This window comes from Paracoccus sp. MC1854, from assembly GCF_014164635.1.
In the GTDB taxonomy this organism is placed as follows: domain Bacteria; phylum Pseudomonadota; class Alphaproteobacteria; order Rhodobacterales; family Rhodobacteraceae; genus Paracoccus.
In genome coordinates this window covers 1-22,435 of sequence record NZ_JACJFU010000020.1, presented here as the reverse complement: position 1 = coordinate 22,435, position 22,435 = coordinate 1, and the positions used below count along the sequence as shown (strand labels likewise).

The following is a 22,435-nucleotide window of genomic DNA, read 5'->3' as shown; positions in this document are numbered from 1 at the left end:
GTCAGGCCCTCCGGAACGCCAGCAGGTTCGACGTCAGCTCCTGCAGCACCTCGTCCCGCTGGTTGAGCGTCAGGCTGCTCACCTGCACCATGCCTCGGTCGGGGCGGGAACGGGAGGGGCGGATCTCGCGGATCGTGCTTTTCACCCGTAGGATGTCGCCGGGGCGGGTCGGCCGCGGCCAGGCAATGTCCCCGCCGGCGCCGATAACGCCGTCAGCGAAGGGCAGGCTCTGCACCAGAAGCTTCATCGTGATCGACATCGTGTGCCAGCCGCTGGCGGCGAGGCCCTGGAAGAAGCTGTTCTTGGCCGCGTCCTCATCGAGATGGAAGGGTTGCGGATCGAACTGCCGCGCATAGGCGACGATCTGCTCGGCATCCAGCGGATGCTCGGCGCTCAGGAACTCCTGACCGACCTGGAGGTCATCGAGACTGAGCCGTTCGGCCTCGCCATTGTGTTTCATCGTCTTCCCTCGCCTTTCGGATCACTTGTGGACTCGCCAACATAGATTACAACTGTTATCTAACCGACTCAAGCCGGCGCTGCGGCGGACCGATTCCCGCGGGCAGGAGAGCCCATGAACCAGACACCTGACCCGAATGCCGCCGCGCTGCGCGGACGCCCCTGGGTCGTCCTGATCTGTGCGGCAACGCTCGTCACCATCGCCATGGGCATCCGGCAGTCGTTCGGCCTGTTCCTTCGCCCCATCGAGCTGGATATCGGCGTTGGCCGGGAAGCCTTCGGGCTGGCGATTGCCATGCAGAACCTGATCCTCGGGCTGGCGCAGCCCTTTGTCGGCGCGCTGGCGGACAGGTATGGGGCGGGACGCGTGGCGGCGGCCGGAGGGGCGCTCTATGCGCTTGGGCTTGTCCTCGCCTCGATGATCTCAGGCGCGGCGGGGCTCAATCTCACGCTCGGGTTCATCGTCGGCCTCGCCATGACAGGCGTAACCTTCGTCGTCGCCATTGGCGCGGCAATGCGGGCCGTGCCTCCCGAACGGCGCGGATTGGCGGCCGGAATCGTGACGGCCGGCGGCTCGGTCGGGCAGTTCCTGCTGGTGCCGGTCGCGCAGGGTCTGATCACCGGCTTCGGCTGGCGGGAAACCTTCCTGATCTTCGGCGCGCTGGCCGGCGCCATGGTGCTTCTCGCCATCGGCATTGCGGGGCGTCCGGCGGTGCCGCAGACCGGCAGCGCGCACGTGCAGACCTACGGCGAGGCGCTGCGCGAAGCCGCTGGCCATTCCGGCTTCTGGCTGCTGAATGCCGGGTTTTTCGTCTGCGGCTTTCACGTCGCCTTTGTGGCAACCCACCTGCCGGCCTTCCTGGGGGACCGGGGCCTCGACCCGGCGCTCGGCGCACGGGCGCTGGCGCTAATCGGGCTGTTCAACATCCTTGGCTCCTACGTCTTCGGCATGTCGGCGGACCGCTGGCGCAAGAAGCACGTTCTGGCCGGGATCTACCTGGCCCGTGCCGTGCTCATGGCGCTGTTTCTCGCCTTTCCGGTCACGCCCCTGTCCGTCACGCTGTTCGCCTGCACGCTGGGGTTTCTGTGGCTCGGCACCGTACCCCTGACGAGCGGGCTGGTCGGCCAGATCTTCGGCGTCCGCTACATGTCCACGCTGTTCGGGATTGTCTTCCTGTTCCATCAGCTCGGCTCGTTCTTCGGGGCCTGGGGCGCGGGATACGCCTACAACGCGACCGGGTCCTATGACCTCGCCTGGCAGATCTCGATCGCCATCGCCGTCCTTGCTGCGCTTCTGCACTGGCCGATCCGGGATGCCCCGGTTTCAAGGCTGCAGGCCGCTTGATGAGGGATGCGCGGATGCTGTCGATACGTTTCCACCTGTTGCTGGCCGTGGGCGTCTTCCTTGCCGTGGCTCTTGCGGGACTGGCGCTGTGGTACGAGTTCGGCCTTTCCGTTGCCCTGCTGAACGCCTTCCTCCTCTGCTGATTCAGCAGATGCTGACATACTCTGCGCTTGCAAGGGGCTGAATGGTAGCATTGTCCCGCAAGGCAGACATCAGAGCCGTTGTGTCTCCATCCATCCAGCCACGATTCGCCCCGGTACACCGTCCACCACCCGTTCTGCCTCCCGTGTCATGTCCAGCCGCTTGCGCAGTCTGACCTGCGGCACCAGCAGGAAGATCGGCACGGTTGTCAGCCCCCGTCCGGACTTGGCGCGTGAGGCCACCGCCCGGCCCTTGCTGTTCAGCCGCCCCTCGGCCACCAGCAAGCTCGGGCCGCGGCGGCGATAGACGAAGCGCAGGCGCATACCGCTGCGGCGTTCCCATTCACCCGGGGTGATCCGCCCGCCGCGCGTTGACTTCCCCGCAGCCGGGGTCGGGATTGCCAGCCAGAAGCCATCGCGCGACCGGATCAGCGGCCCCGCGTCATGGGCGCCGACGATCACCGGGGCATTGGACCAGACCAGTGCCGCGGCATTCAGGCTGTCGCTGGCCCTGGGATAGGTGGCGAGGCGGATCGAGTTGCCGAGCCGCGTGCTGAGGCCAGCACCGGTGATCTGGCTGCGCCAGGCGGATTTCAGGTTTGTGCCGGCCTCGCGCATGGCGGTGCTGACGGCCCTTTCACCCGCGGCGATTTCGGCCTGCATGAGGGCGACGAGGTCGGGGCTGATCTCGAGTTTCAGCTTCATGCGGGTCACGCGGGCCGCAGGTCGAGCGTCCAGATCAGGCGCTCGCGGTCGCGCAGCGGCTCTCCCTGGATCACATGGCTGTCCGCGCCGATCACGATCAGATCGCCCGGACGCGGGGCAAGCAGGTCGGCGACGCGCACATCCACCACCATCGTGTTGCTGACGAAGCGCTCGGCGCCGAACTCGGTTATTCGATCCGGCGCGCGGGCGATGATGCGGATCGGGCGCTCCTCGGAGGTGGAGGCCGAGATCCAGAGCGCCGGGGCCGCCATGGCGGCATGGGTGAAGATGCGGTCCATGGCGGCGGCAAAGACGGACATGACGATTTCCGCCGCGCGTCAGTTCGAACTATGCAGGCGGCTCGCGATCCGTGGCCGCTTGTTGACCGGCAGGATCGAGGCTTCCGTCATCAGGTCGATCCAGCGGCCCTTCTCGTCGAGATGCTGGCGCGCATAGAGCGGCAGACCGAGGGTGTTGGCCGCTTCCAGCAGGTTGGCGGGCCCGCCATAGGTGGTGAAGGTGTCCATCGTGCCGAGCGGGAAGGCGATGCCTTCGTTTGCCGGGACCAGCCGTTCGGTCGCCTTCGTGGAAAGGGTCACGGCGCCCGCATATTCCTCGAAGACGATCCCGGCGAAGGGAAAGTTGCGGCGCATGTCCTGGCGGAGCGGCTGGGCGCCCGTCGCGGCGTAGAACTTGTACGCCTCTTCGGTCTTCGGATGGGCGATCAGCTTGTCGAAGAACTCGCGGCTGACGAGGGCGTGCACATCACTCATGCTCTCGCCCAGCAGGTTGTCCTCGACCGCCCGCAGGACCTCGCGCACCTTGCCCTGCACGGGGGTAGCCGCGGTGCCGAGGACGAAGTCGACCGAGATCTGGGTCAGCCCGAACTCGCTGAAGTAGTTGTAGAGGGTGGTGCCGGCGCCGTCCTTCACGATGCCGCGGAGTGCGTTCATCTCCATGTATTCGCGGGTCTGGGCGTGCTTGCGGCGCATGAGCAGCAGCTTGCGGTTCATCACCTCGACCAGCGGATCAGCGGCGTCGAACGCGCCCAGCGCGGGGGCGCCTTGGATGTCGGCAGGCAGGATGACGTCGTCATGCGGAATCCACGGCAGGGCGAAGCTGCGCATCGAGCGACCCTCGCGGGTGCCGACGGTCGCCGGGCCGCCCAGCGGCACCGAGGGCAGCAGGTTCAGGACGCCCTCATACTGCTCGATGATGACCGAGCGCTGGCTGACCCCCTCGAAGCGGAAGAGGCCGAGCTGCGCGAGACGGGTATAGAGGTTCGGCAGGATGTTGATGGCCTGCGTCATCTCGGCCAGCGAATAACCGCCGGCGTCGAAGGGATTGCGGACGAGGGTCATGGAGGGACTCCGGAGGGATGTGGGATCAGACGCCGTCGCGGGCGATGATGCCGGCGCTCGCGAGCTGGCCGATCTTGGCGGTGATCTTGGCCGTGTCATTGACCGTGGCCTCGTAGGCGAGGCCTGCGCGCGAGACGATGGCGGGCCCGCGGGCGACGACGACGCCGACCGCATCCGCCAGCGTGGCGTTCACCGGATAGAGGAGGACGGCGACGGCGGTCTGGGCACCGTCTGCACCGGTCGCCGCCGACAGGGTGTACTTGCCGCTCGCGGTGATGCGGCCGAGGACGGCCCCTGCCGGATAGGGCATGCCCATCAGCAGCGTCACGGTCTCGCGGGTGTAGTTCGGGTTGACCTCGTATTTGAGGACATCGCCCATGCTGGGCGGTTCCGTCAGGACGGGCATGGTTCGGTCTCCGGGATGATGGGGGTTTGGGAGGCGCCAGAAGTCAGCGCCGGATTCAGCGCAAGGCGGCGGCGGCCTTCTTCGCGGCCGCAACGATCGGGCTCTCCCTGGCTGTGGCGGCCGGAGCCGTGGCGACGATCCCGGCGGCATCGCTGCGGGCGGCGAGATCGGCCAGCACCTTCGCACGCAGCGCCTCGGGCTTCAGGCCGCGCGTGATCGCATCGGCCGCGACCACCTGGACTCGGGTTCTGTCGCCTCGCCCAACCGGGAAACCGAGTCGATGAAGGACGGCTCGGACGCCGTGTCGGACTGGCCGCTGTTGAACGCGCTGCTGAACACCGCATCCGGCGCGACCTGGGTGTCGCTGCACCACGGCGGTGGCGTGGGCATGGGCTTCAGCCAGCATTCGGGCATGGTCATCTGCTGCGACGGCACCGCAGACGCCGACCGCCGGAACGGGCGCGTGCTGTGGAACGACCCGGCCACGGGCGTCATGCGCCACGCCGACGCAGGCTATGACATCGCGATCGACTGCGCGCGCGAGCATGGCCTGAACCTGCCGGGCATCCTCAAGTGAGGCTCGTGCGTCGGGGAGAGGGCAGGGCCGTGCGCTGGAAGAACGGCGGCGGCGTCACGCACGAACTGGCCGTCTGGCCGGACGGCGCGGACCTGTCCGGCTTCGACACACGGCTGTCGATGGCCGGGGCGGCGGCGGACGGCACCTTCTCAGCCTTTCCCGGCAGCGATCGCACCCTTGCCGTGCTGACAGGCGGGCCGATGCGCCTGTCCTTCGGCGGCACCGAAGTCGCGGTGACGGCGGACGGCCCGCCCTTGTCCTTTCCCGGCGAGGCGCCGGTCCATGCGAGCTTGGACGCGGGCCCGGTGCTGGATCTAAACATCATGACCCGGCGCTGCGCCTTTTCGCACCGGATGGTCGAGCTTCCCCCGGCGACAGCCTTCCGCGGAAGACTGTCGCCCTCGTGGCGGGAGAGAAAACCGGGATTGCATTGCGGTGTCGGTGGATGGGGCGCGGCATCGGGACGATCTCGGCATAGGTCTGTTCGGGCTGGTCGGCCGCGGTCGTGCCTGGCGAGAGCGGGCCCCACGGTCCCTCGTCGTCAGCGGGGCGGCGTCGGGCTTCGGCTGAAAGCTCTTCATCGGGGTCCAGGGCCTTGACCAGCGTGCCGTCGGCCGGGAAATGCGCGTCCGACAACAGCGGCGCGACCTCGCGGCGCGCGAGGATCGCCGCCATCACCGGTGCCGCGACATCTTGGTCGTCAGCAGCCGGTCGTGGCTCTGGGTGAAGACGGTCGGCACCCAGGCAGGATCGTCAATCCCAAGGCCCACAAACCAGCGAACCAGCAGGCTATACTGCGTCTGCTCCATCAGTTGCCGCGCGGACCAGGAACAGGAACAGGATCAGGCCTGCCCTGATCAGCCGGTCCGGCGCGATCGACGGGCGGCCGCAATCGGTGTAGAGCGTCTCGAACCCGGCATCGAGGCCCGCCCGCGCGTCATTCACCACCTGCCGGACTATGCGCAGCGGGTGCCGCGCCGGGAGGCGCTCCTCCAGACCGACATGGCTCAACAGCGACCCGCTCGCCTCATCCGTGCCGCGCATCATCACGCTCGCCCTTGTCGTGCAGAGGGTGAAGCATCTCCCTCAAACCGGGGCGAAAGCCGACCGCTTCGGCAGCCTGCTACAGGACAAGCCGGTGGTTCAGCAGCTTGCGTCTGCCGGGGCGCAAGTATTCGCTGAACAATCCGCTCAAGACCGCTTCATCGCCGATAGCCGTCTACCCGGAAAGGCTCCCATGCTGCAGAACGCACCTGATATTCCCGGGACGCGGCTCTGGCGAGGCGGCTCTTTGAGTGGGGTTCGATTGTCTGCCCTCTTGCGCGGCGCTGGCCGATGTCAGCCATTGCGCCATGGGCGCAACCGCGTCAAATTCAACCCGAGACTCCGGCCTTGGCGGAATGAGCGCCGGAAGCCGGAGCAGGGGGAGCATACCATGTGCCAAGTCTATGCTGGCCAGCGTCCCGAAAGCTACGAGCCCGTGACCCGGCGCCTGAGGCTCAGCGGCCATTCGACCAGCATCCGGCTGGAACGCAGCTTCTGGCGCATCCTCGACGGCATGGCAGCGCGCGAGGGGATGACGACGCCGGCCTTCATCTCTCGCCTTCATGACGAGGTGCAGGAGATCCAGGGCGGCGCCCGCAACTTCGCCTCGCTGCTGCGCTGCGCCTGCCTGATCGAGATGCAGCAGGCGCGGGACGCGGGTTTTGCCTTGGCGGCCGAATAGGCCGAAAGGCGAACCTGTAGTAACCTGCTACTGCCCGCCCCAACCGGAAAGGCTGTAGTCGAAGGAAAAGGAAGAAGGGGAAGGGCACGATGGCCAAAGCGATCCATTCCATGATCCGGGTGCTGGACGAGGCGCGCGCGGTCGATTTCTACGACCGCGCCTTCGGGCTCAAGGTGGACACGCGGCTGGATTTCCCTGCCTTCACCCTGGTGTACCTGCGCAACGCCGAAAGCGACTTCGAGCTTGAGCTGACCATCAACAAGGACCGGACGGAACCCTATGACCTGGGCGACGGCTACGGCCACCTGGCCGTGTCGGTCGACGACCTGGAGGCGGAACACGCGCGCCTGACCGAACTGGGCTTTGGCCCGCGCAAGCTGGTGGATTTCGCACCGGGGGGCGAGGTCATCGCCCGCTTCTTCTTCATCGCCGACCCGGACGGCTATCAGATCGAGGTGCTGCAGCGGCAAGGCCGCTTTCACTAGGCAAGGCCCCGGGGAGGGGGCCGGACCCAAGGGAGGAGAAACATGAACAGGATCGACCGTGCCGGGATGACCCGGCGCGAGCTTCTGGCGCGTAGCATTGCGGCAGGGGGCAGCCTTCTGATCGGCGCAAGCTGGGTCACGGAACGCGGAGCCGCCTGGGCGCTGGAGGTGACGGCCTTGACACCGCAGACCATGGCGACGCTGGTGCAGATGGCGCGCGACATCTACCCCCACGACCGCATCCCCGACGACCGCTATGCCGTGGCCGTCAAGGGCTATGACACGGCCGAGAAAGCGCCCATGGTCGAGGCCGGGATCGCGGGCCTCGACGCCGCGGCACAGGGGCAGGGCCATGCCAGCTACCTTGCCGCCCTGTGGGAAGCCGAGCGGGTGGCTGTCCTGCACGCCATCGAGAAGGGCGAGTTCTTCCGCACGGTCCGTGCGGGGCTGGTCACCGACCTCTACAACCAGAAAGAGATATGGCCCCTCTTCGGCTATGAAGGGGAAAGCTTCAGCCACGGCGGCTACATCGACCGTGGCTTCAACGACATCGCCTGGCTGTAAGGGAGGGACCGGAACATGGCTGCTCCGTTCAGCAACAGCGACGACAGCGTGGTCGTCATCATCGGCACCGGCGCGGGCGGCGGCACGCTCGCCAACGAACTCGCGCAGAAGGGCATTTCCGTCGTGGCGCTGGAAGCCGGCGGCCGCTACCTGCCCGAGGATTACGTCAACGACGAATGGGCGAGCTTCGCGCAGCTTGCCTGGCTGGATACCCGGCGATCCGACGGCAGCTTCCGGCTGACGCGGGATTTCGCGGGCCTGCCGACCTGGATCGTCAAGGCGGTCGGCGGCACCACGACCCACTGGGCCGGCGCCTCGTTGCGCTTCCAGGAACATGAATGGAAGGCGCTGACGAACTATGGCCGGGTCGAGGGGGCGAACCTGATCGACTGGCCGATCGACGCGGGTGAGATGGACCCCTGGTACACGCTGGCCGAGGCCAAGATGGGCGTGACCCGCACCAACGGCCTGCCCGGCCTGCCCGGCAACAACAACTTCCTGGTGATGGAGAAGGGCGCCAAGGCCGTCGGCTACAAGGAAGTCCATACTGGCCGCATGGCGATCAACTCGATCGAATACGGCGGAAGGCAGGCCTGCCAGCAGACCGGCTTCTGCTTTCAGGGCTGCAAATGGGGCGCCAAGTGGTCCACCGCCTATACCGAGATCCCGCTTGGCGAAGAAACCGGCAACCTCGAGGTGCGCGAACGCTGCCACGCGGCGCGGATCGAGCATGACGACGCGGGCCGCGTCACCGGCGTCGTCTATTTCGACAAGGACGGGGTGGAACAGCGGCAGGCAGCGCGGATCGTCTGCGTGGCGGGCAACACCATCGAAAGCCCGCGGCTGCTGCTGAACTCGGCCTCGGCGATGTTCCCCGACGGGCTGGGCAATTCCTCGGGGCAGGTCGGGCGCAACTACATGCGCCATGTCACCGGCTCGGTCTACAGCATCTTCGAGCGTCCGGTGCGGATGTGGCGCGGCACCACCATGGCCGGGATCATGCAGGACGAGGCGCGGCACGACCCCTCGCGCGGCTTCGTCGCGGGCTATGAGCTGGAAACGCTGTCGATCGGGATTCCCTTCATGGCGGCCTTCCTCGACCCCGGCGCCTGGGGGCGCGAGTTCACCAGCGCGATCGACGGCTACGAGAACATGGCCGGGATGTGGATCGTGGGCGAGGACATGCCCCAGGAAACCAACCGCATCACGGTGGACACGGCCGTTCTGGACCAGTTCGGCCTGCCGACGCCGGTGGTCCATTACGACGACCACCCCAATGACGTGGCGATGCGCGACCACGCCTATGCGCGGGGGATCGCGATCCACAAGGCGGCGGGCGCGGTGCGGTCGCTGCCGACGCCGCCCTATCCGTCCACCCACAACATCGGCACGAACCGGATGTCGGACAATCCGCGCGACGGGGTGGTGAACCGCTGGGGACAGAGCCACGACATTCCCAACCTGTTCGTGTCGGACGGCTCGCAGTTCACCACCGGGGCGGCCGAGAACCCGACGCTGACCATCGTGGCGCTTGCGATCCGCCAAGCCGACCACATCGCCCGCGAGATGGGCGCGGGCAATCTGTGACGCACGGGGCGCAGAGCGGGCGACCGCTCTTTCGCCTTTCAACGGCCTGCCAAGCGCGCATCAGGGAGGATCAAGGATGAGGTTCCCGTTTCCGGCCATCGCCGCCGCCTGCATCGCGGCGGCTCCGTCCTTCGGGCAGGATGCCGCGCCTGAGGTCGTGGCGCGGCTTGAATCCATGACCTGCCGCGAGTTCCTGGCGCTCGATGCCGAGGGACAGGCCACCGTCAGGGCGGCGATGCAGGCCCATGCCTCGGGCGAGCCCTTGCCCGACGCCCCCCTGCCTGACCCCGCCGCATCCGCGGAAGGCGCGGCCGGGGTCGTCGAGGACCGGACGGGCGCCGACAGGACCGAGGCCCCGGCGGAACCGGCGGCCCCCGGTGGCGGCACCGGCGCGCCCGAGGTCGTCGCCGGAGAGAACGAAAGCGGCAAGGTTGCCCCCGACGGCACCGAGGCTTCCGTCACGGACGAGGGCGGCGACCGCAGGCTGATCGCAATGCGCACCTCCTGCGAGGGCGGCCCGGATGCGCTGGCGCTGAACGCGCTGCGGGCGGCCTTCGGGAACAACCTGTGACAGCCGTCCGTCCCGCTGCGCGCCCGCAAGGGGCGGAACCCGGGACGAAGGCCGGGGGCGGGGACGCCCTCGCCTGCAGCCCCGCCGCCCGCGGGCAGGGATCGCCCCGTCGCGCCCCTGCCTGCAGTCTCGCGCAGATCCATCCGGGAGGAGTTCCAGCCATGTCATATCGCCTGACCATCGCCGCCTGTCTTGCCCTGCCGCTGCTGACCGGGACCGCCCGGGCCCAGGACGCGCCCCAGAAGGTGGGGGTCAGCGTCGAGGGCGCCGTGGTCGAGGTGCCTGTCGATCTCGCGGCGCAGGCCTGCGGGGTCAGCGCCGAGACGCTGCTCGACCAGTGGAAGCAGCTCGACACCCAGATCGCCACCATGGCGGAGACCTCGGTTGCGGCCGATGCCACCGACCTCGCGCCGGTGGCATCGCCCGAGGATACCCAGAAGGCCTCGGGCGTGGGCCCCACAGACGCGACCAGCGCCGGGGATGCCGGCACAGCCGGCGCCGGGTCGGAGTCGACCGCCGCCGCCCCGGCAGGCAGCGGTGCAGAGGCGGCAGGCACCGGCGATTTGGCCCCGGTCGTCGCCGCCGCCTCGCCCGATGCCAGCGCGGCCGAGAACCCCCAGAAGGCCCTGGACGATAGCGCCGCCCCGACCGAGGGCACCGCGCTGTCCAAGGCCGCGGTCTGCGAAATCGACGCGCAGAAGGCGGCCGGGCTCGGGATCAAGGCACCGGACTGAGGCGCGATGCCCTTCAGGGACGCCCCCGCCTCTCGCGCCGGGACTGGCCGAAGCTGGCTCGCCTGCAACTGATCTGGCCACCGACTGCACGGAAGCGCCGGGCACAACGAAAAGGTCCCCGGCCTGATGTCCCTCTGCCCCTAGCGCCTGGGCGCCAGCGCCAGGCCGCCGACACCCGAGGCGAAGATCACGGCGAGGCCGAGCAGCGCCAGGGGTTCCGGCCAGTCGCCGAAGACGAGGAACCCGATCACGGTGGCGACGATCAGCTGGAAATAGATGAGGGGCGCCGAGACCGTCGCCGGCGTCGTCCGGTTCACGACCACCAGCAGATAGTTGCCGAAGGCAGAGGCGAGCGAACTGACGATCACCAGCACCCAGATCCGCAGGTCGGCGCTTGCCGGAATGTCGGCAAGGCCCGCAGGCAGCAGCAGCACCGCCCCGATCACCAGTTGCGATCCCAGCAGGAAGGGCGGCGGATAGAAGGCGGTCATCCAGCGCGTCGCGGCAAGATACGAGCCGTAGAGCGTGCCCGCCATCACCGCGAAGATCATGCCGGTCCCCATCTCGCCGCCGGGCCGGACGACCAGCAGCACGCCGGCAAATCCCAGCGCCAGCATCACCGTGCGCGCCCAGGACACGCGCTCGCCCAGCAGCAGGGCCGACAGCACATAGGCCACGATCGGGCCGATGAAGAAGGCGCCGAAGACGTTCGCGATGGGCTCGGTCCGAAGCGCGGTCAGGATCGAGGCGATGGCGCCGACGATCAGACCCGCCCGCAGGATCAGCCGCCAGTCCAGCAGGCGCCCCAAGCCGGACGGCCGCAGACCCAGCACCCAAGCCAGCAGCAGGGCCGCGAGCGCGAAACGCGACCAGGCCACGAACAGCGGCTGCACCCCCGCCTCGGTCAGCAGCTTGCCGGCGGTGTCGCCGCAGACGATCGCCGTGGTGGCAAGGGCGACAAGACCAAGAACCGTCAGGGGCGCAGGGGTCTGCATCGGCATTTCCTTCAGTCCGCATCGGCGCGCTATCCGGCAGCGCGCAAGGCCGGATCGGAACCCCCGCATCCCTTGCTGATGCAAGCCTGCCAGGCCCGCCGATGCAGGGCGGGGGCCGGCAGGCCCATGGGCAGAGACCTGAGCTTGCAGGCAGGTTCAGAACATTGCTCCGCCAGATACCCGGAAGAAAGGCAATGATGAAGCCCGCGTGTCGGGACACGGCCATGAAGGCGTGACATGCCGGGCCGCGCCTCGCTCCGGTCCGCCGATCCGGGCCGGATGGCAGCGGCGACCGGCATCCCGGGGACAGCAGGCGTTGATGTAGAGGGGCAGGACAGGCCGGGGCCGCAGACAGGTGGCCCGATGCGCCCGGCCGGCCGGATAGGCCCGCGCCCGGTCGTCGCTGCCGCCTCGCCGCAGGCCGGCGCGGGAACAGACCGGACGGAACAGCCGTCCCGCCGAAGGTATGAGGGCACCGGAGCGAGCCCTTCGGGACCGGCGGCAGCCTTCAGGAGCGGCGCGTGCCGCCGATCCCCGGGTTGAAGCGCGCCAGCGGATCAAGGCCTTCGTAGAAGGCGGCAAGCTGAGGCTTGGCGTGGTAAAGATGCCCCACGTTATGCTCGGCAGGATATTCGGCCCCCTCGGCGTCCAGCATCGCCAGCATGGCCTTCTTGAAGGCGGTCGGATCGGCGCCCTTCTTCAGCACATAGTCCAGATGGAAGACGTGGCACAGAAAGTGGCCATAAGAGAGGGTCGCCGCGACCTTGTCCGCCCATTCCGGCGGCACCGGCTTGATCCAGTCGCGGTCGTTGCGGCGCAGCGCCACGTCCAGCGCCACCAGTCCCCCGGTGCGGCGGCGGTTCATCGCCTCGTAGCGGACAGCGGCGCCTGCCACCGCAAAGCGGTGCAGCATCGCCTTTGACCCTTCGGCGGGCGTGCAGCGGAACCAGCCGTCTGTCCCCACTGTTTCGGTCAGGATGCGCTCGGCCCGGTCGGACGGGGCTTCCACCCTGAGGATCAGGTGATGCTCGAAACGGTTGCGGAAGTCGCGCATCCGGCGGGGCAGGCGGCCCGGCGCAAGCTGGCCCGCGAACTGAAGCAAGCGGTCGCTGAGGTCCGAGGTCAGGGGGATCTTCCGCAGGCGCGCATCCGCCCAGCCCTTCAGCGCGAACATCACCGGCATCCGGGCGGTGCCGAACCACTCGATGAAGAGCCGCGTGTCCCGGCCGAAGCGGGCCGCCATGTCCCAGGCCTCGCGGTGGATATACTCGCCCACGATCGGCAGCGGGTCGAGTTCGGTCAGCAGCCGCCGGCGCAGGGTGGCAAGCGCCGCCGCGTCGTTGGTGCCGACATAAAGGACCTCGGCCGCGGCAGGGCGCGGGAAGCTGTCCAGCCGCACCGCGAAGACGGCCAGCCGCCCGGCGCAGCCCGAGGCCTCGTAGAGTCGCCCCGGATCGGCGTTGAAGCGGCCGGGCGTTTCTGCATCCACGTCGCGGATGCGTTCGGCATAACCGTGATCGGATGCCGCGCCCGCCCGAGGGTCCACGTCCCCGGGCCGGATCTCGCCCGCATCCAGGCGGCGCAGGATTGCCTCGGGATCGTTGCCGAGCCGCAGCCCGAGGTTGTTGATCAGCCGCAGCTTGCCGTCCGCCTCCAGCCGGGCGAACAGCGCCAGTTCCGTGTAGGCCGGTCCGCGCCGCACCAGCGCGCCACCCGAGTTGTTGCAGACCCCGCCCACGACCGAGGCGCCGATGCAGCTTGATCCGATCACCGAATGGGGATCGCGCCCCAGGGGATCGAGCCTGCGTTCAAGGTCGTAAAGCGTCGCCCCCGCGTGGCAGACGACCTGCGCGCCGTCGAGGATCGTGTCGATCCGCGACAGCCGCAGCGTGTTCACGATGACCACGGGCCGGTCATAGGTGCCCTTGGGCGTCGAGCCCTCGGTCAGTCCGGTGTTGGCCGCCTGCGCGATCACGATCCGTCCCGCCTTCACGCAAAGCTGCAGCACCTGCCACAGTTCCAGCAGCGTGCCGGGGCGGACCACCGCCTCGGCCTCGCCGCCGCCAGAGCGGTATCCCATGCGGAAGCGCTCGGTATCCTGCGGCCGGGTCAGGACGTGGCGCGGCCCCACGACCGCGCGCAGCGCGTCGAGGAAGGCCGGGCCGGGTTCGAGGGAAGGGGGGTCTGGCCTGAAGTCTGTCGGGGAACGCTGCGTCATGATCGTGACCTCCGGTCGGATCGGCGATGACAGGGCAGCCCGGACGCAAGGGGGCCGGGATGCAGATGAAAGGCGGTGCCGGCCTCAGCCGCCGATCATGAGGACATGCAGGAATCCGGGGCCGTGCGCCCCCCGGACATAGCTGCCCTCGATGTCGGTTGTGCCGCTGGGGCCGGTGATGAGGATGGCGTTGCGGGGCTGCGGCTGCCCCGCCATGCGCGTCGCATAGTCTTCGAGATGGGGCAGCAGGCTGCGTTCCTCGAGCACGACGATGTGGTGCAAGGGCAGGAAGGACAGCAGGACCGGCGCCTCCGCCCCGGAATGGATGACCAGCGACCCGGTTTCGGCAATGCCCCAGAGGGCAAGCCCCAGGGCTGCCGCCTGATCCGGCGCGACGGCGTCATGGGCATCGACGCCCGTCCAGTCGAGCGCGGCGAGCGCCGGGACCGGCTGCAGCGCCAGCGCCGGCGGCAGGCCATGCCCGTCCAGATAGCGGCGGACCGCCAGCGGGATCGCCGCCCTGTCGGGCAGATGGTCGAAACTCGTGCCGAGGGCCGAGGCCTTCCGCACGAACTCGGCCGCCAGCACCGGTTCGGCAGGCCGGGGGCGGACGCTCTCGGGCGCCTCCAGCAGGGCGGCGGCCTCGGCGGCGATGGCCTCGACGGGGGGCAGGGGCGCCGGGCGGGCGGCGCGGATGGCGGCAAGGATGCGGTCGCGGGCGGTCATCTGCGGCCTTCCTTCCGGGCCTGTTCGGCGCGGTACTGTTCCATGAAGGTCCGCCCCGAAGGGCGCGGCAGGTCGCGATAGGCGGTCCAGCCGCCGGCCAGCGGCAGGCTGGCGATCCAGCCGCGACGTCCGAACAGCCGCAGCGCCCGCACGCCGATGCGGCTGCCCAGGCGGTAAAGCGCCGGCCGCCGCGCTGCCATCGCCCAGAGGCCGAGGGCCGCGCGGACCGTCCGGGGCTCCAGCCGCTCGCGCCAGCTTCGGGTGCGCCAGGCCCGCAGCAGCGTGGGCAGCGGGATCTCGACCGGGCAGACCTCGGCGCAGCGGCCGTTCATGGTGCAGGCATGGGGCAGGTCGCGGGATTGCGCCAGCCCGTCCAGCACCGGCGTCAGCACCGCGCCCATGGGTCCGGGATAGGTCCCGCCATAGGCGTGGCCGCCGATCTGGCGATAGACCACGCAATGGTTCATGCAGGCGCCGCAGCGGATGCAGCGCAGCATGGGGCGGAACTCGTCCGCCAGCATCCGCGTGCGGCCGTTGTCCACCAGGACGATGTGCATCTCCTCGGGGCCGTCGGCGTCGCCGGGGCGTTTGGGTCCGCAGTGGAAGGTGGTGTATTGCGTCATCTCGCCGCCCGTGGCCGACCGGACCAGAAGCCGCAGCAGCGCGAAGGCGTGGGCGGTGGACGGCACCAGCTTCTCGATCCCCGCCGTCACGATATGGATACGCGGCGGCGTGGTGGTCAGTTCGGCGTTGCCCTCGTTGGTGACGGTGCAGGTGGCGCCGGTGTCCGCGACCAGGAAGTTCGCCCCCGAGATCCCGATGTCGGCGCCCAGGAACTTGGCGCGCAACTCGCGCCGCGCGCTTTGCACCATGGTCGCAGGGTCGTCGGCGGCGGGCGGCGGATGATGGGCTTCCTTGAACAGGATGGCCACCTGCTCGCGGGTGCGGTGCATCGCGGGCCAGACGATATGCGAGGGCCGTTCCCCCGCAAGCTGGATGATGTGCTCGGCCAGGTCCGTCTCGACCCGCTCGATCCCGGCGTCGGCCAGCGCATGGGGCAGGCCGATCTCTTCGCCCAGCATGGATTTCGCGCGGGTGACGAGCTTCGCGTCCGCCTCAAGGCAGATGCGGGTGACGATGGCGCGGGCCTCGGCGTCGTCGGCGGCCCAATGGACCTTCGCCCCGGCGGCGGTGGCGTTGCGCTCGAACACCTCGAGGTAATGGTCGAGATGGGCGATGACGTGGTCCTTGATCTCCTTGCCGCGGGCGCGGGCGGCCTCGAATTCGGGGAAAGCCGCGACGGCGGCGGCGCGCTTGCGCACGGCGTTGCCGGTGGTGCGGTCGATGGCGATCTTCAGTGCGGCGTTCTCCAACTCGGCGTTCACGCGTTCCTTGAAGCCTGCCTGCGCTGCGTTCATGGTCAACCCTCCTCGCCAATGGCGGGACCGTCGGCGCGGCCCGCAACAACCTCGATGGTGTGGAAGCAGCGGGTCTTCGCGCCGCGCCGGTGCAGCTTGCCTGCCATGTTCATCAGGCAGCCCAGGTCGCCCGAAAGCAGCAGGTCGGCCCCGGTGCGCTCGATCGCCTCGGCTTTTTCGGTGACGATGGCGTTCGAGATGGAGGAATATTTCACGCAGAAGGTGCCGCCGAAGCCGCAGCAGATGTCGTTGCCCTCAAGCCCCCGCATTTCAAGCCCCTCGACCGAGGCGAGAAGCGCGCGCGGCTGCGCGGCGATGCCCAACTCGCGCAGGCCCGCGCAGCTGTCGTGATAGGTGGCCGTCGCGTCAAGGCGGCGGCCTTCGGGGCGGTAGCGCATGACATCGACCAGGAAGCTGGTGATCTCGTGGGTCTTCCCGGCAAAGTCGCGGGCGCGGGCCGCCCATTCCGGGTCGCCCGCCAGCAGTTCGGGATAGGCGTGCACCATCGTCCCGGCGCAGGACCCCGAGGGCAGCACGATGTAGTCATGACCCTCGAAGGCGGCGATGGTCCGCCGCGCCAGGTCCGCCGCATTCCTGTCGTCGCCGCTGTTCAGCGCCGGCTGGCCGCAGCAGGTCTGGGCCTGCGGCACCTCGACCCGGCAGCCCGCTTCCTCCAGCAGCTGGATGGCCGCAAAGCCGATCCCCGGCCGGATGGCATCGACAAGGCAGGTCACGAACAGGCCGACGCGCGGGCCCCCGGGCCTTGCCGGCATGGGGGCGGTGCCCCTGTCCGCCGGGCCTGTCCGCGCCGGCGGTCGCTGCTTCGTCGTGGTCATGGCGCTCTCCCCAATGGCTGGGGGGTCCGGCAGCGCACCGCCGGACCCTTGGCTGTCAGTGGCCGGCGGCAGCCGGGGCAACCGTGGCCATGTCTGGCACCATCGCGGTGAAGGGCCACATATAGGCCTGAGCCATGACCAGCAGGCCGACAAGGACGGCAAGGGCAATCGAGTGGAAGAAGACGTAGCGCAGGATCGAGCCTTCGTGTCCGTACCACTTGGTCGCGGTCGAGGCGACGACGATCGACTGGGCGTCGATCATCTTGCCCATCACGCCTCCCGACGAGTTGGCCGCGGCCATCAGCACGGGGTTCAGCCCGAGCTGCTGCGCGGTGACCTTCTGAAGCCCGCCGAACAGCACGTTCGAGGCGGTGTCCGAGCCGGTGACGGCGACCCCCAGCCAGCCCAGCAGCGTCCCGAACAGCGGATAGAACCATCCGGTATGGGCGAAGGCGAGGCCCATCGTCGCATCCGTGCCCGAGTAGCGGGTGACATAGCCGAGCGCCAGCATGCAGGCGATGGTCAGCAGCGAGAAGCGGATCATGTAGATCGTGCGCCCGTACATCCGTACCAGGCCCGCGGGCGAATAGCCCAGCAGGAAGCCCGAGACGATGCCGGAAAGCAGGATGCCGGTGCCGGTCATCGACAGGATGCTGAAGTTGAAGATCGCCGCCTCGGGATGGGGCTCGGGCGATACCGGGGGCACCTTCATCACCAGCTCATGCAGGCCGGCGACGGGAACCCGCAGGCTCCAGATCGAGTCGATGAAGGCCTTGGCCTGCGGCATCCCCCAGATGAAGACGAAGACCGACAGGATCGCCCAGGGCATCCAGGCCCGCAGCACCGCGTTGCGCGAGATCGCGCTTTCCGGGCGCTCGGCCGCCTCTTCCACATGCGCCGAGGACCAGTCGCGCGGCGCCTCGGTCATTGGCCTCTTGGGATGCCAGACCCGCAGGAACCCCGCGAGGGCGAGCATCGAGATGATGGCGGCGACGATGTCCACCAGCCAGGGCCCGTGGAAGTTCGAGACCAGATACTGCGGCACCGCGAAGGAGACGCCGGCGACCAGGATCGGGGGCCAGACCTCGGCCATGCGGCGGAAGCCGACCATGGCCCAGATCAGCCAGAAGGGCACGATGAGCGAGAAGAAGGGAAGCTGGCGGCCGATCATCCCCGACAGTTCATAAAGGTCCAGCCCGGTCACGGCCGACAGCGCGATCACGGGCGTGCCGAGCGCGCCGAAGGCGACGGGGGCAGTGTTGGCGATCAGGCACAGGCCCGCGGCGGAGAGCGGCGAGAAGCCGAGGCCCATCAGCATGGCGGCGGTCACCGCCACCGGCGTGCCGAAGCCTGCCGCGCCCTCGAAGAAGGCGCCGAAGCAGAAGGCGATGAACAGCACCTGCATCCGCCGGTCGTCCGAGATGCTGCGGATCGAGCGCCGCAGGACGTCGAACTCGCCCTTCTCGTTGGTGAGCTGGTAAAGGAAGATGACGTTGAGGATGATCCAGCCGATCGGCATCAGGCCGAAGCCCGCGCCGTAGACGGCGGACATCGCCGCGAGGTCCGCCGGCATGCCGAAGCCGATGATGGCGACCAGCAGCGCCGTCACGAGGCCCAGCAGGGCCGCGATATGCGCCTTGACCTCGAAGATGCCGATGGCGCCGAGCAGGACCAGCACCGGCAGGGCGGCGAACAGGCTGGACAGCCAGATGTTTCCGAGTGGGTCGTAGACTTGCGACCAGACCATGAAGCGTTCCTTCGCTTGGGGTTGAGGGTAGGGGGCTGATGGGCGCGGCGGGTCACGACCGTCTCTTCGGCAGGTTCAGGTCGGCGGCCGCGTCCCCGGTGGTTCCGGCGACGAGGTTGACCGTCTCGCTCGGCGTCGGGCGAGGGTGGATGCTGCAGCCGGGGTCCACCGCGTGCGCGCCGGTCCCGATCGCTCGCGCCGCCGCGGCGATCAGGTCGCCCGCGCTCGGCCCCACCATCGAGGCGCCGATCGCCCGGTCATCGGCTTCGTCGAAGATGACCCTGGCGATCCCTTCCGACCGGCCCGGCGACGTCGAGCGGCCCAAGGCGGCCAGGGGGAGCACGCCCCTGCCGATCCTGCGGCCCCCGGCCCCGGACGGGGTTTCGATCGCGCCGACCCGGGCGGCTTTGGGGTCAGAAGTCCGGTCCTCCATCATGTTTCCCGTGGCTGAAGGATTGTCAGGCGGATGCAGGGGATGGCGCAGGAGGGGACAGGGCCTGCCGTGCGGAGGCGCAGCGGTGGCGGCTTCCCAAAGGCCCCCGCCAGGTGGCGGGGCCGCCGGGGCAGTGACGGTCGTGGTCATTCTGCGCCGTCCTTTTGCCGAGACATGACCTGAGCCTACGCGGAGCCTTTCCGCGCGCAAACGATTTCGTGATAGTCTGTCCTCTTGATCTGCCCTTTGCTCAACCATGAAACGCAGAGGCGGCGATCCCTCCTGCTCAACGGAGCGGGCAGTGCGGTCGGGGGCCGTGCGCGGCCAGCCTCAGGGCTTCTTTGCAAGCGAACCCCCTGAAGCCGCGCTTGCAAGGCACAGGTATCCTGCTGGGTATGATCGGCATCCCCCCGCTCCCTTTGACCGCCCCTCCCGGCGTGCAACAGTGAACTTGTCATGAGAGGTCCATATTATTGTCCTCTCGGTCCGGTCAAATGTTTTTGTCCGCTCTCCCGCATCAATGAGCGAGCTTTTGAGTGTGCTGAAGCTGCTCTGGAGCCTTGATACAAAGATCATCATTCCAAAATCATTCCATAACAGATGGTTGTTAAAATTTTTCTGCCGCTTGAACCTGACATTCCTGAGGTTAATATTATTGCCAGGCATTACCCTCGGAACAGCCTGAGAGGGCAGACCGATGATCGCAGTGGATGTTTTCGAACCCATCGACCACGAATCGGTGGTCCAGGTGGTCGTGGGAAAGATCGAGACGATGATCGTGGACGGGGTGCTGAAGGGCGGCGCCCGCCTGCCGTCCGAGCGCGAGATGGCCGAGGCCTTCCATGTCTCGCGTCCGAAGCTGCGCGAGGCCCTGCAGGTTCTCGAAAGCCGAAACCTCGTGACGGTGCGCCACGGCGACGGCACCTATATCGCCGAGCTTACCGGGCGGGCGATGTCGCCCGCGATGCTGGCGCTTTATGCGCGCCACGGCGAGGCGTTCCACGACTACCTGGAATATCGTCGCGAGCAGGAGGCCTTCGCCGCCCGTCTTGCCGCCCGGCGCGCAACGGCGGCCGACAAGGAACGCCTGTCCGCGATCCGGGACGAGCTTCGGGCCGCCTGGGACGCCCAGGATTGCGAGGCCGAGCGGGAAGCCGATTTCCGGCTGCACGGCGCGGTCGTGGACGCCAGCCACAACACCACGCTGATCCACATGATGGCCTCGGTCTTCGACCTGACCCGGCGGGGTATCTTCTACAACCGCGACCTGCTGCGCAGCATCGACGGCACCGGACGCAAGCTGCTGGACCAGCACCTCGGGATCATCTCGGCGATCGAGGCGGGCGATGCAGTCCTAGCCGACAAAGCCGCCCGCGATCACCTGGACTTCGTCGGGCAGTCGATCCGCCTTGGCCGGAAAGCGCAACGCCGCGAGCGCCGCGCCCGGATGCGGCTCAACTCGGCGGAGTGATCGCGGGCGGCCCGGTCCCACCTGGATGTTGCGGGTTCGGGCGAATGGCCCTGACAGCTTTCCTGCAGCAGTGCACCACAGGAACGCGCGGATGAAAAGATGCCGAAGGCGGGGGTGACCCTGCCTGAGGCAACCGTGATCGGGGGGATTCTTTTCCGAACCGAGGGCCTATGGCATGCCGCCATTCATCCCGCACTTGTGTGTGGCGGAAAGCTCAAGTCCGGCCTGTCCACGTAACCTTCTTGGCTTGCGAATGACATGACGGTCTCGATCGGTCGGCGGCCCATGTTGCGGTAGCCAAGATACGGTCGTCCGATGCTGCAGTGGACAAGCCAGGCATCGAGATCGGCCTGGAGTGCTTCGACCCTATCGTAGAAGTTGTCGCGCATGGCTGCGCGGAAGAACTCGTCGAGGATGGCTGTTGAATCGCTCGACGAAGCAGTTGGTGCGGGGTGTCCGGAGCTTGGTACTGCGATGCTCGATGCTGTTGATGTCGAGATGGAACTCGTAAGGATGCCGCTCGGTCCTGCAGAACTCGCGGCGATTGTCGGTGAGCACCTCCCCGACCGGCAGATCCAGATTGCGACAGAATGGCAGCATGTCATCGTGCAGCACCGCCACGGCGGCCTCAGGCTGCTTGGAGACATGAAGGAAGCCGAAGGCGCAAGAGCCATGGTCGTCAACGACTGCGTGCAGATAGATGCGGCCGATCCCTCTGATGTTGCCGAGAAAAAATGTCCCGGCTGACAGCAACTCGCCCGGCGCGCGGAACTTTCGACATGGCGCTCGCGGAACCAAGGATTGAGCTTCTCGATAAAGGCGGCTTGCTCCGGGGTCAGGCCGACTGCCTTCTCGGCATTGGCCTGCTCCAAGGCCAGCCAGCGATCGGAGGTTTTGCCCAGCCAATTCTTGTTGAGGATCTTCTGGATAGTGATTGCCGAGACCCGGATGCCCACCAGCGCCAGCCGATTATCGGGAAAACAGTCCACCGGACTGTTTTCTGATCCTCCTCATACCTCGAACCGGTTGCAGCCATGAGCCGGATGCGCCAGTGCCAGCGTCCGGATACGCTCCATCGTCTCCGGTGGTGTGGTCTGCGGGTGGTTCTTGTGGAACGGCGGCAGGTCCTTCAGGCCCTCGACGCCCTGCGTCGGGAACCGCCATTTCCATTCGTAGGAGCTGGTCCGATCAAGACCTGCTGCCGACAGCCCTCGGCGACGTTCCCCACTGCTTCGCCAGTTCCAGCACACTCAGACGGTGCTGCGCCAGCTTCGTGTCAGCATCCTGCTTCCGCGGCAACAGAGCCTTTGTCGGCTGATCCATGACCCTTCCCCCTTCCCAAAAAAGTAGGGAAGAAGGTTAAGTGGACAGACCCGAAGCTGACCTTGGGGGCAGGCAAGGGATAGCACGCCGCCGCGTTCGTTGCGGCCCTGCGTGCGGACGCTCGCGAGGCCCAGATCGCCTTTGTGCTGAAGCACGCGGAGGGCTGCACGGCCGTCGACGAGGTTTGCCGCAGTCCGCGCATTGCACAGACGGGAAGCAGCCAGGCGACCTTTTCTACCTAGCGCAAGAAATACGCCGGGTTGATGCTGTCAGGAGATCCGGCTCGGGCAATCTGTACAGGGGGGTTGAGTGGATCATCCGGGCGACCTCGGCATGATGCCGGGGGCGGGCAGAGGCCATGAGCAGACGACCGGGCCGGAACCACCGCCCGGCTTTCAAGGCGCAGGCAGCGCTGGCCGCCATCAGGGGCAGGAAGACGCTGGCCGGACTGGCCGGGCAGTTCGACGTGCATCCGGACCCAGGCCACGCAGTAGCGCAGGCAGCGCCTGGACGGCGCCTCCGGGGTGTCCGGGGCGCGGGGGGGCGGCCGCGGTGGATCCGGCATCGGCGGTGGACGTGAGCACGCTGCACGCGAAGAGCGGCGAGCT

Annotated in this window: 22 protein-coding genes and 5 pseudogenes; 12 read left to right on the top strand and 15 right to left on the bottom strand. The window is 68.1% G+C overall.

Features of this window, described 5'->3' with window-relative positions:
- Nucleotide 1: 1 nt before the first annotated feature.
- Nucleotides 2-460, bottom strand: a complete 459-nt coding sequence (locus H5395_RS13445; protein ID WP_182793089.1) for a MaoC family dehydratase — start codon at nt 458-460, stop codon at nt 2-4.
- A gap of 114 nt (nt 461-574) precedes the next feature.
- Between H5395_RS13445 and H5395_RS13440 the strand changes: the two genes are divergently transcribed.
- Both H5395_RS13440 and H5395_RS18985 read left to right on the top strand, forming a co-directional pair.
- A complete protein-coding gene (locus H5395_RS13440) occupies nt 575-1,804 on the top strand; it encodes an MFS transporter (protein WP_182793088.1) in 1,230 nt (409 codons plus the stop codon).
- 14 nt (nt 1,805-1,818) lie between these two features.
- On the top strand, nt 1,819-1,947 hold the full coding sequence (locus tag H5395_RS18985; RefSeq protein ID WP_255434971.1) for a hypothetical protein: 129 nt from the start codon (nt 1,819-1,821) through the stop codon (nt 1,945-1,947).
- Nucleotides 1,948-2,016: 69 nt separating this feature from the next.
- On the opposite strand, the gene H5395_RS13435 is transcribed toward H5395_RS18985, so the two are convergent.
- Genes H5395_RS13435 through H5395_RS13415 form a run of 5 tightly spaced genes read right to left on the bottom strand, consistent with a single transcriptional unit; the run spans nt 2,017 to nt 4,651 of the window.
- Nucleotides 2,017-2,649: a DUF6441 family protein gene (locus tag H5395_RS13435; protein ID WP_182793087.1), complete on the bottom strand. Its 633-nt coding sequence runs from the start codon at nt 2,647-2,649 to the stop codon at nt 2,017-2,019.
- A gap of 5 nt (nt 2,650-2,654) precedes the next feature.
- Entirely contained in the window at nt 2,655-2,969 is a 315-nt protein-coding gene (locus tag H5395_RS13430; RefSeq protein ID WP_182793086.1) for a hypothetical protein, read from the bottom strand.
- Nucleotides 2,970-2,987: 18 nt separating this feature from the next.
- Nucleotides 2,988-4,010, bottom strand: coding sequence for a major capsid protein (locus H5395_RS13425; protein ID WP_182793085.1), 1,023 nt, complete (start codon nt 4,008-4,010; stop codon nt 2,988-2,990).
- A gap of 25 nt (nt 4,011-4,035) precedes the next feature.
- A complete protein-coding gene (locus tag H5395_RS13420) occupies nt 4,036-4,416 on the bottom strand; it encodes a head decoration protein (protein WP_182793084.1) in 381 nt (126 codons plus the stop codon).
- 55 nt (nt 4,417-4,471) lie between these two features.
- On the bottom strand, nt 4,472-4,651 hold the full coding sequence (locus tag H5395_RS13415) for a hypothetical protein (RefSeq protein WP_255440665.1): 180 nt from the start codon (nt 4,649-4,651) through the stop codon (nt 4,472-4,474).
- On the opposite strand from H5395_RS13415, the pseudogene H5395_RS13410 reads away from it, so the two are divergent.
- A pseudogene (locus H5395_RS13410) lies at nt 4,637-4,993 on the top strand (urocanate hydratase); the annotation flags it as partial. The gene H5395_RS13415 and the pseudogene H5395_RS13410 sit on opposite strands and share 15 nt — an antisense overlap.
- Nucleotides 4,990-5,388: pseudogene (locus tag H5395_RS19515) on the top strand (HutD family protein); the annotation flags it as partial. The pseudogenes H5395_RS13410 and H5395_RS19515, both read left to right, overlap by 4 nt.
- On the opposite strand, the pseudogene H5395_RS13400 reads toward H5395_RS19515, so the two are convergent.
- A pseudogene (locus tag H5395_RS13400) lies at nt 5,351-6,037 on the bottom strand (transposase); the annotation flags it as partial. The pseudogenes H5395_RS19515 and H5395_RS13400 overlap by 38 nt on opposite strands.
- Nucleotides 6,038-6,428: 391 nt before the next feature.
- Between H5395_RS13400 and H5395_RS13395 the strand changes: the two are divergent.
- The 6 genes from H5395_RS13395 to H5395_RS13370 all read left to right on the top strand — a co-directional run bounded on the left by H5395_RS13395 (nt 6,429) and on the right by H5395_RS13370 (nt 10,660).
- Complete coding sequence (locus H5395_RS13395; RefSeq protein WP_182793083.1) at nt 6,429-6,719, top strand: ribbon-helix-helix domain-containing protein; 291 nt, start codon at nt 6,429-6,431, stop codon at nt 6,717-6,719.
- A gap of 89 nt (nt 6,720-6,808) precedes the next feature.
- Complete coding sequence (locus H5395_RS13390; protein ID WP_182793082.1) at nt 6,809-7,204, top strand: VOC family protein; 396 nt, start codon at nt 6,809-6,811, stop codon at nt 7,202-7,204.
- Nucleotides 7,205-7,246: 42 nt separating this feature from the next.
- Nucleotides 7,247-7,768: a Twin-arginine translocation pathway signal gene (locus H5395_RS13385; protein ID WP_182793081.1), complete on the top strand. Its 522-nt coding sequence runs from the start codon at nt 7,247-7,249 to the stop codon at nt 7,766-7,768.
- Between the two features lie 15 nt (nt 7,769-7,783).
- The gene (locus tag H5395_RS13380; protein WP_182793080.1) at nt 7,784-9,355 is read left to right on the top strand and encodes a GMC family oxidoreductase; all 1,572 of its coding nucleotides are present in this window, start codon (nt 7,784-7,786) and stop codon (nt 9,353-9,355) included.
- A gap of 76 nt (nt 9,356-9,431) precedes the next feature.
- Nucleotides 9,432-9,926, top strand: a complete 495-nt coding sequence (locus H5395_RS13375) for an HdeA/HdeB family chaperone (protein WP_182793079.1) — start codon at nt 9,432-9,434, stop codon at nt 9,924-9,926.
- A gap of 161 nt (nt 9,927-10,087) precedes the next feature.
- Complete coding sequence (locus H5395_RS13370; RefSeq protein WP_182793078.1) at nt 10,088-10,660, top strand: hypothetical protein; 573 nt, start codon at nt 10,088-10,090, stop codon at nt 10,658-10,660.
- A gap of 140 nt (nt 10,661-10,800) precedes the next feature.
- On the opposite strand, the gene H5395_RS13365 is transcribed toward H5395_RS13370, so the two are convergent.
- From H5395_RS13365 to H5395_RS13335, 7 genes are all read right to left on the bottom strand, one after another.
- The gene (locus H5395_RS13365) at nt 10,801-11,655 is read right to left on the bottom strand and encodes a DMT family transporter (protein WP_182793077.1); all 855 of its coding nucleotides are present in this window, start codon (nt 11,653-11,655) and stop codon (nt 10,801-10,803) included.
- A 508-nt stretch (nt 11,656-12,163) separates the two neighbouring features.
- Nucleotides 12,164-13,873 carry a D-lactate dehydrogenase gene (gene dld / locus H5395_RS13360; RefSeq protein ID WP_182793076.1) on the bottom strand — a complete coding sequence of 570 codons (1,710 nt, stop codon included), beginning with the start codon at nt 13,871-13,873 and terminating at the stop codon, nt 12,164-12,166.
- 84 nt (nt 13,874-13,957) lie between these two features.
- Entirely contained in the window at nt 13,958-14,599 is a 642-nt protein-coding gene (locus tag H5395_RS13355) for a lactate utilization protein (protein WP_182793075.1), read from the bottom strand.
- Nucleotides 14,596-16,017 (bottom strand): lactate utilization protein B, encoded by a 1,422-nt coding sequence (locus H5395_RS13350; RefSeq protein ID WP_182793074.1) that lies wholly within the window; start codon nt 16,015-16,017, stop codon nt 14,596-14,598. The genes H5395_RS13355 and H5395_RS13350 overlap by 4 nt, the downstream gene beginning before the upstream one ends.
- 2 nt (nt 16,018-16,019) lie before the next feature.
- Complete coding sequence (locus H5395_RS13345) at nt 16,020-16,853, bottom strand: (Fe-S)-binding protein (protein WP_370576456.1); 834 nt, start codon at nt 16,851-16,853, stop codon at nt 16,020-16,022.
- Between the two features lie 55 nt (nt 16,854-16,908).
- Nucleotides 16,909-18,600: an L-lactate permease gene (locus H5395_RS13340; protein WP_182793073.1), complete on the bottom strand. Its 1,692-nt coding sequence runs from the start codon at nt 18,598-18,600 to the stop codon at nt 16,909-16,911.
- A gap of 52 nt (nt 18,601-18,652) precedes the next feature.
- The gene (locus H5395_RS13335; RefSeq protein ID WP_255440663.1) at nt 18,653-19,183 is read right to left on the bottom strand and encodes a hypothetical protein; all 531 of its coding nucleotides are present in this window, start codon (nt 19,181-19,183) and stop codon (nt 18,653-18,655) included.
- 547 nt (nt 19,184-19,730) lie between these two features.
- On the opposite strand from H5395_RS13335, the gene H5395_RS13330 reads away from it, so the two are divergent.
- Complete coding sequence (locus H5395_RS13330) at nt 19,731-20,504, top strand: FadR/GntR family transcriptional regulator (protein WP_182793071.1); 774 nt, start codon at nt 19,731-19,733, stop codon at nt 20,502-20,504.
- A gap of 185 nt (nt 20,505-20,689) precedes the next feature.
- Here the strand turns inward: H5395_RS13330 and H5395_RS13325 are convergent.
- A pseudogene (locus H5395_RS13325) lies at nt 20,690-21,827 on the bottom strand (leucine zipper domain-containing protein).
- Nucleotides 21,828-22,185: 358 nt separating this feature from the next.
- Here H5395_RS13325 and H5395_RS19510 point away from each other — a divergent pair.
- Nucleotides 22,186-22,435, top strand: a pseudogene (locus tag H5395_RS19510) (IS3 family transposase); the annotation flags it as partial.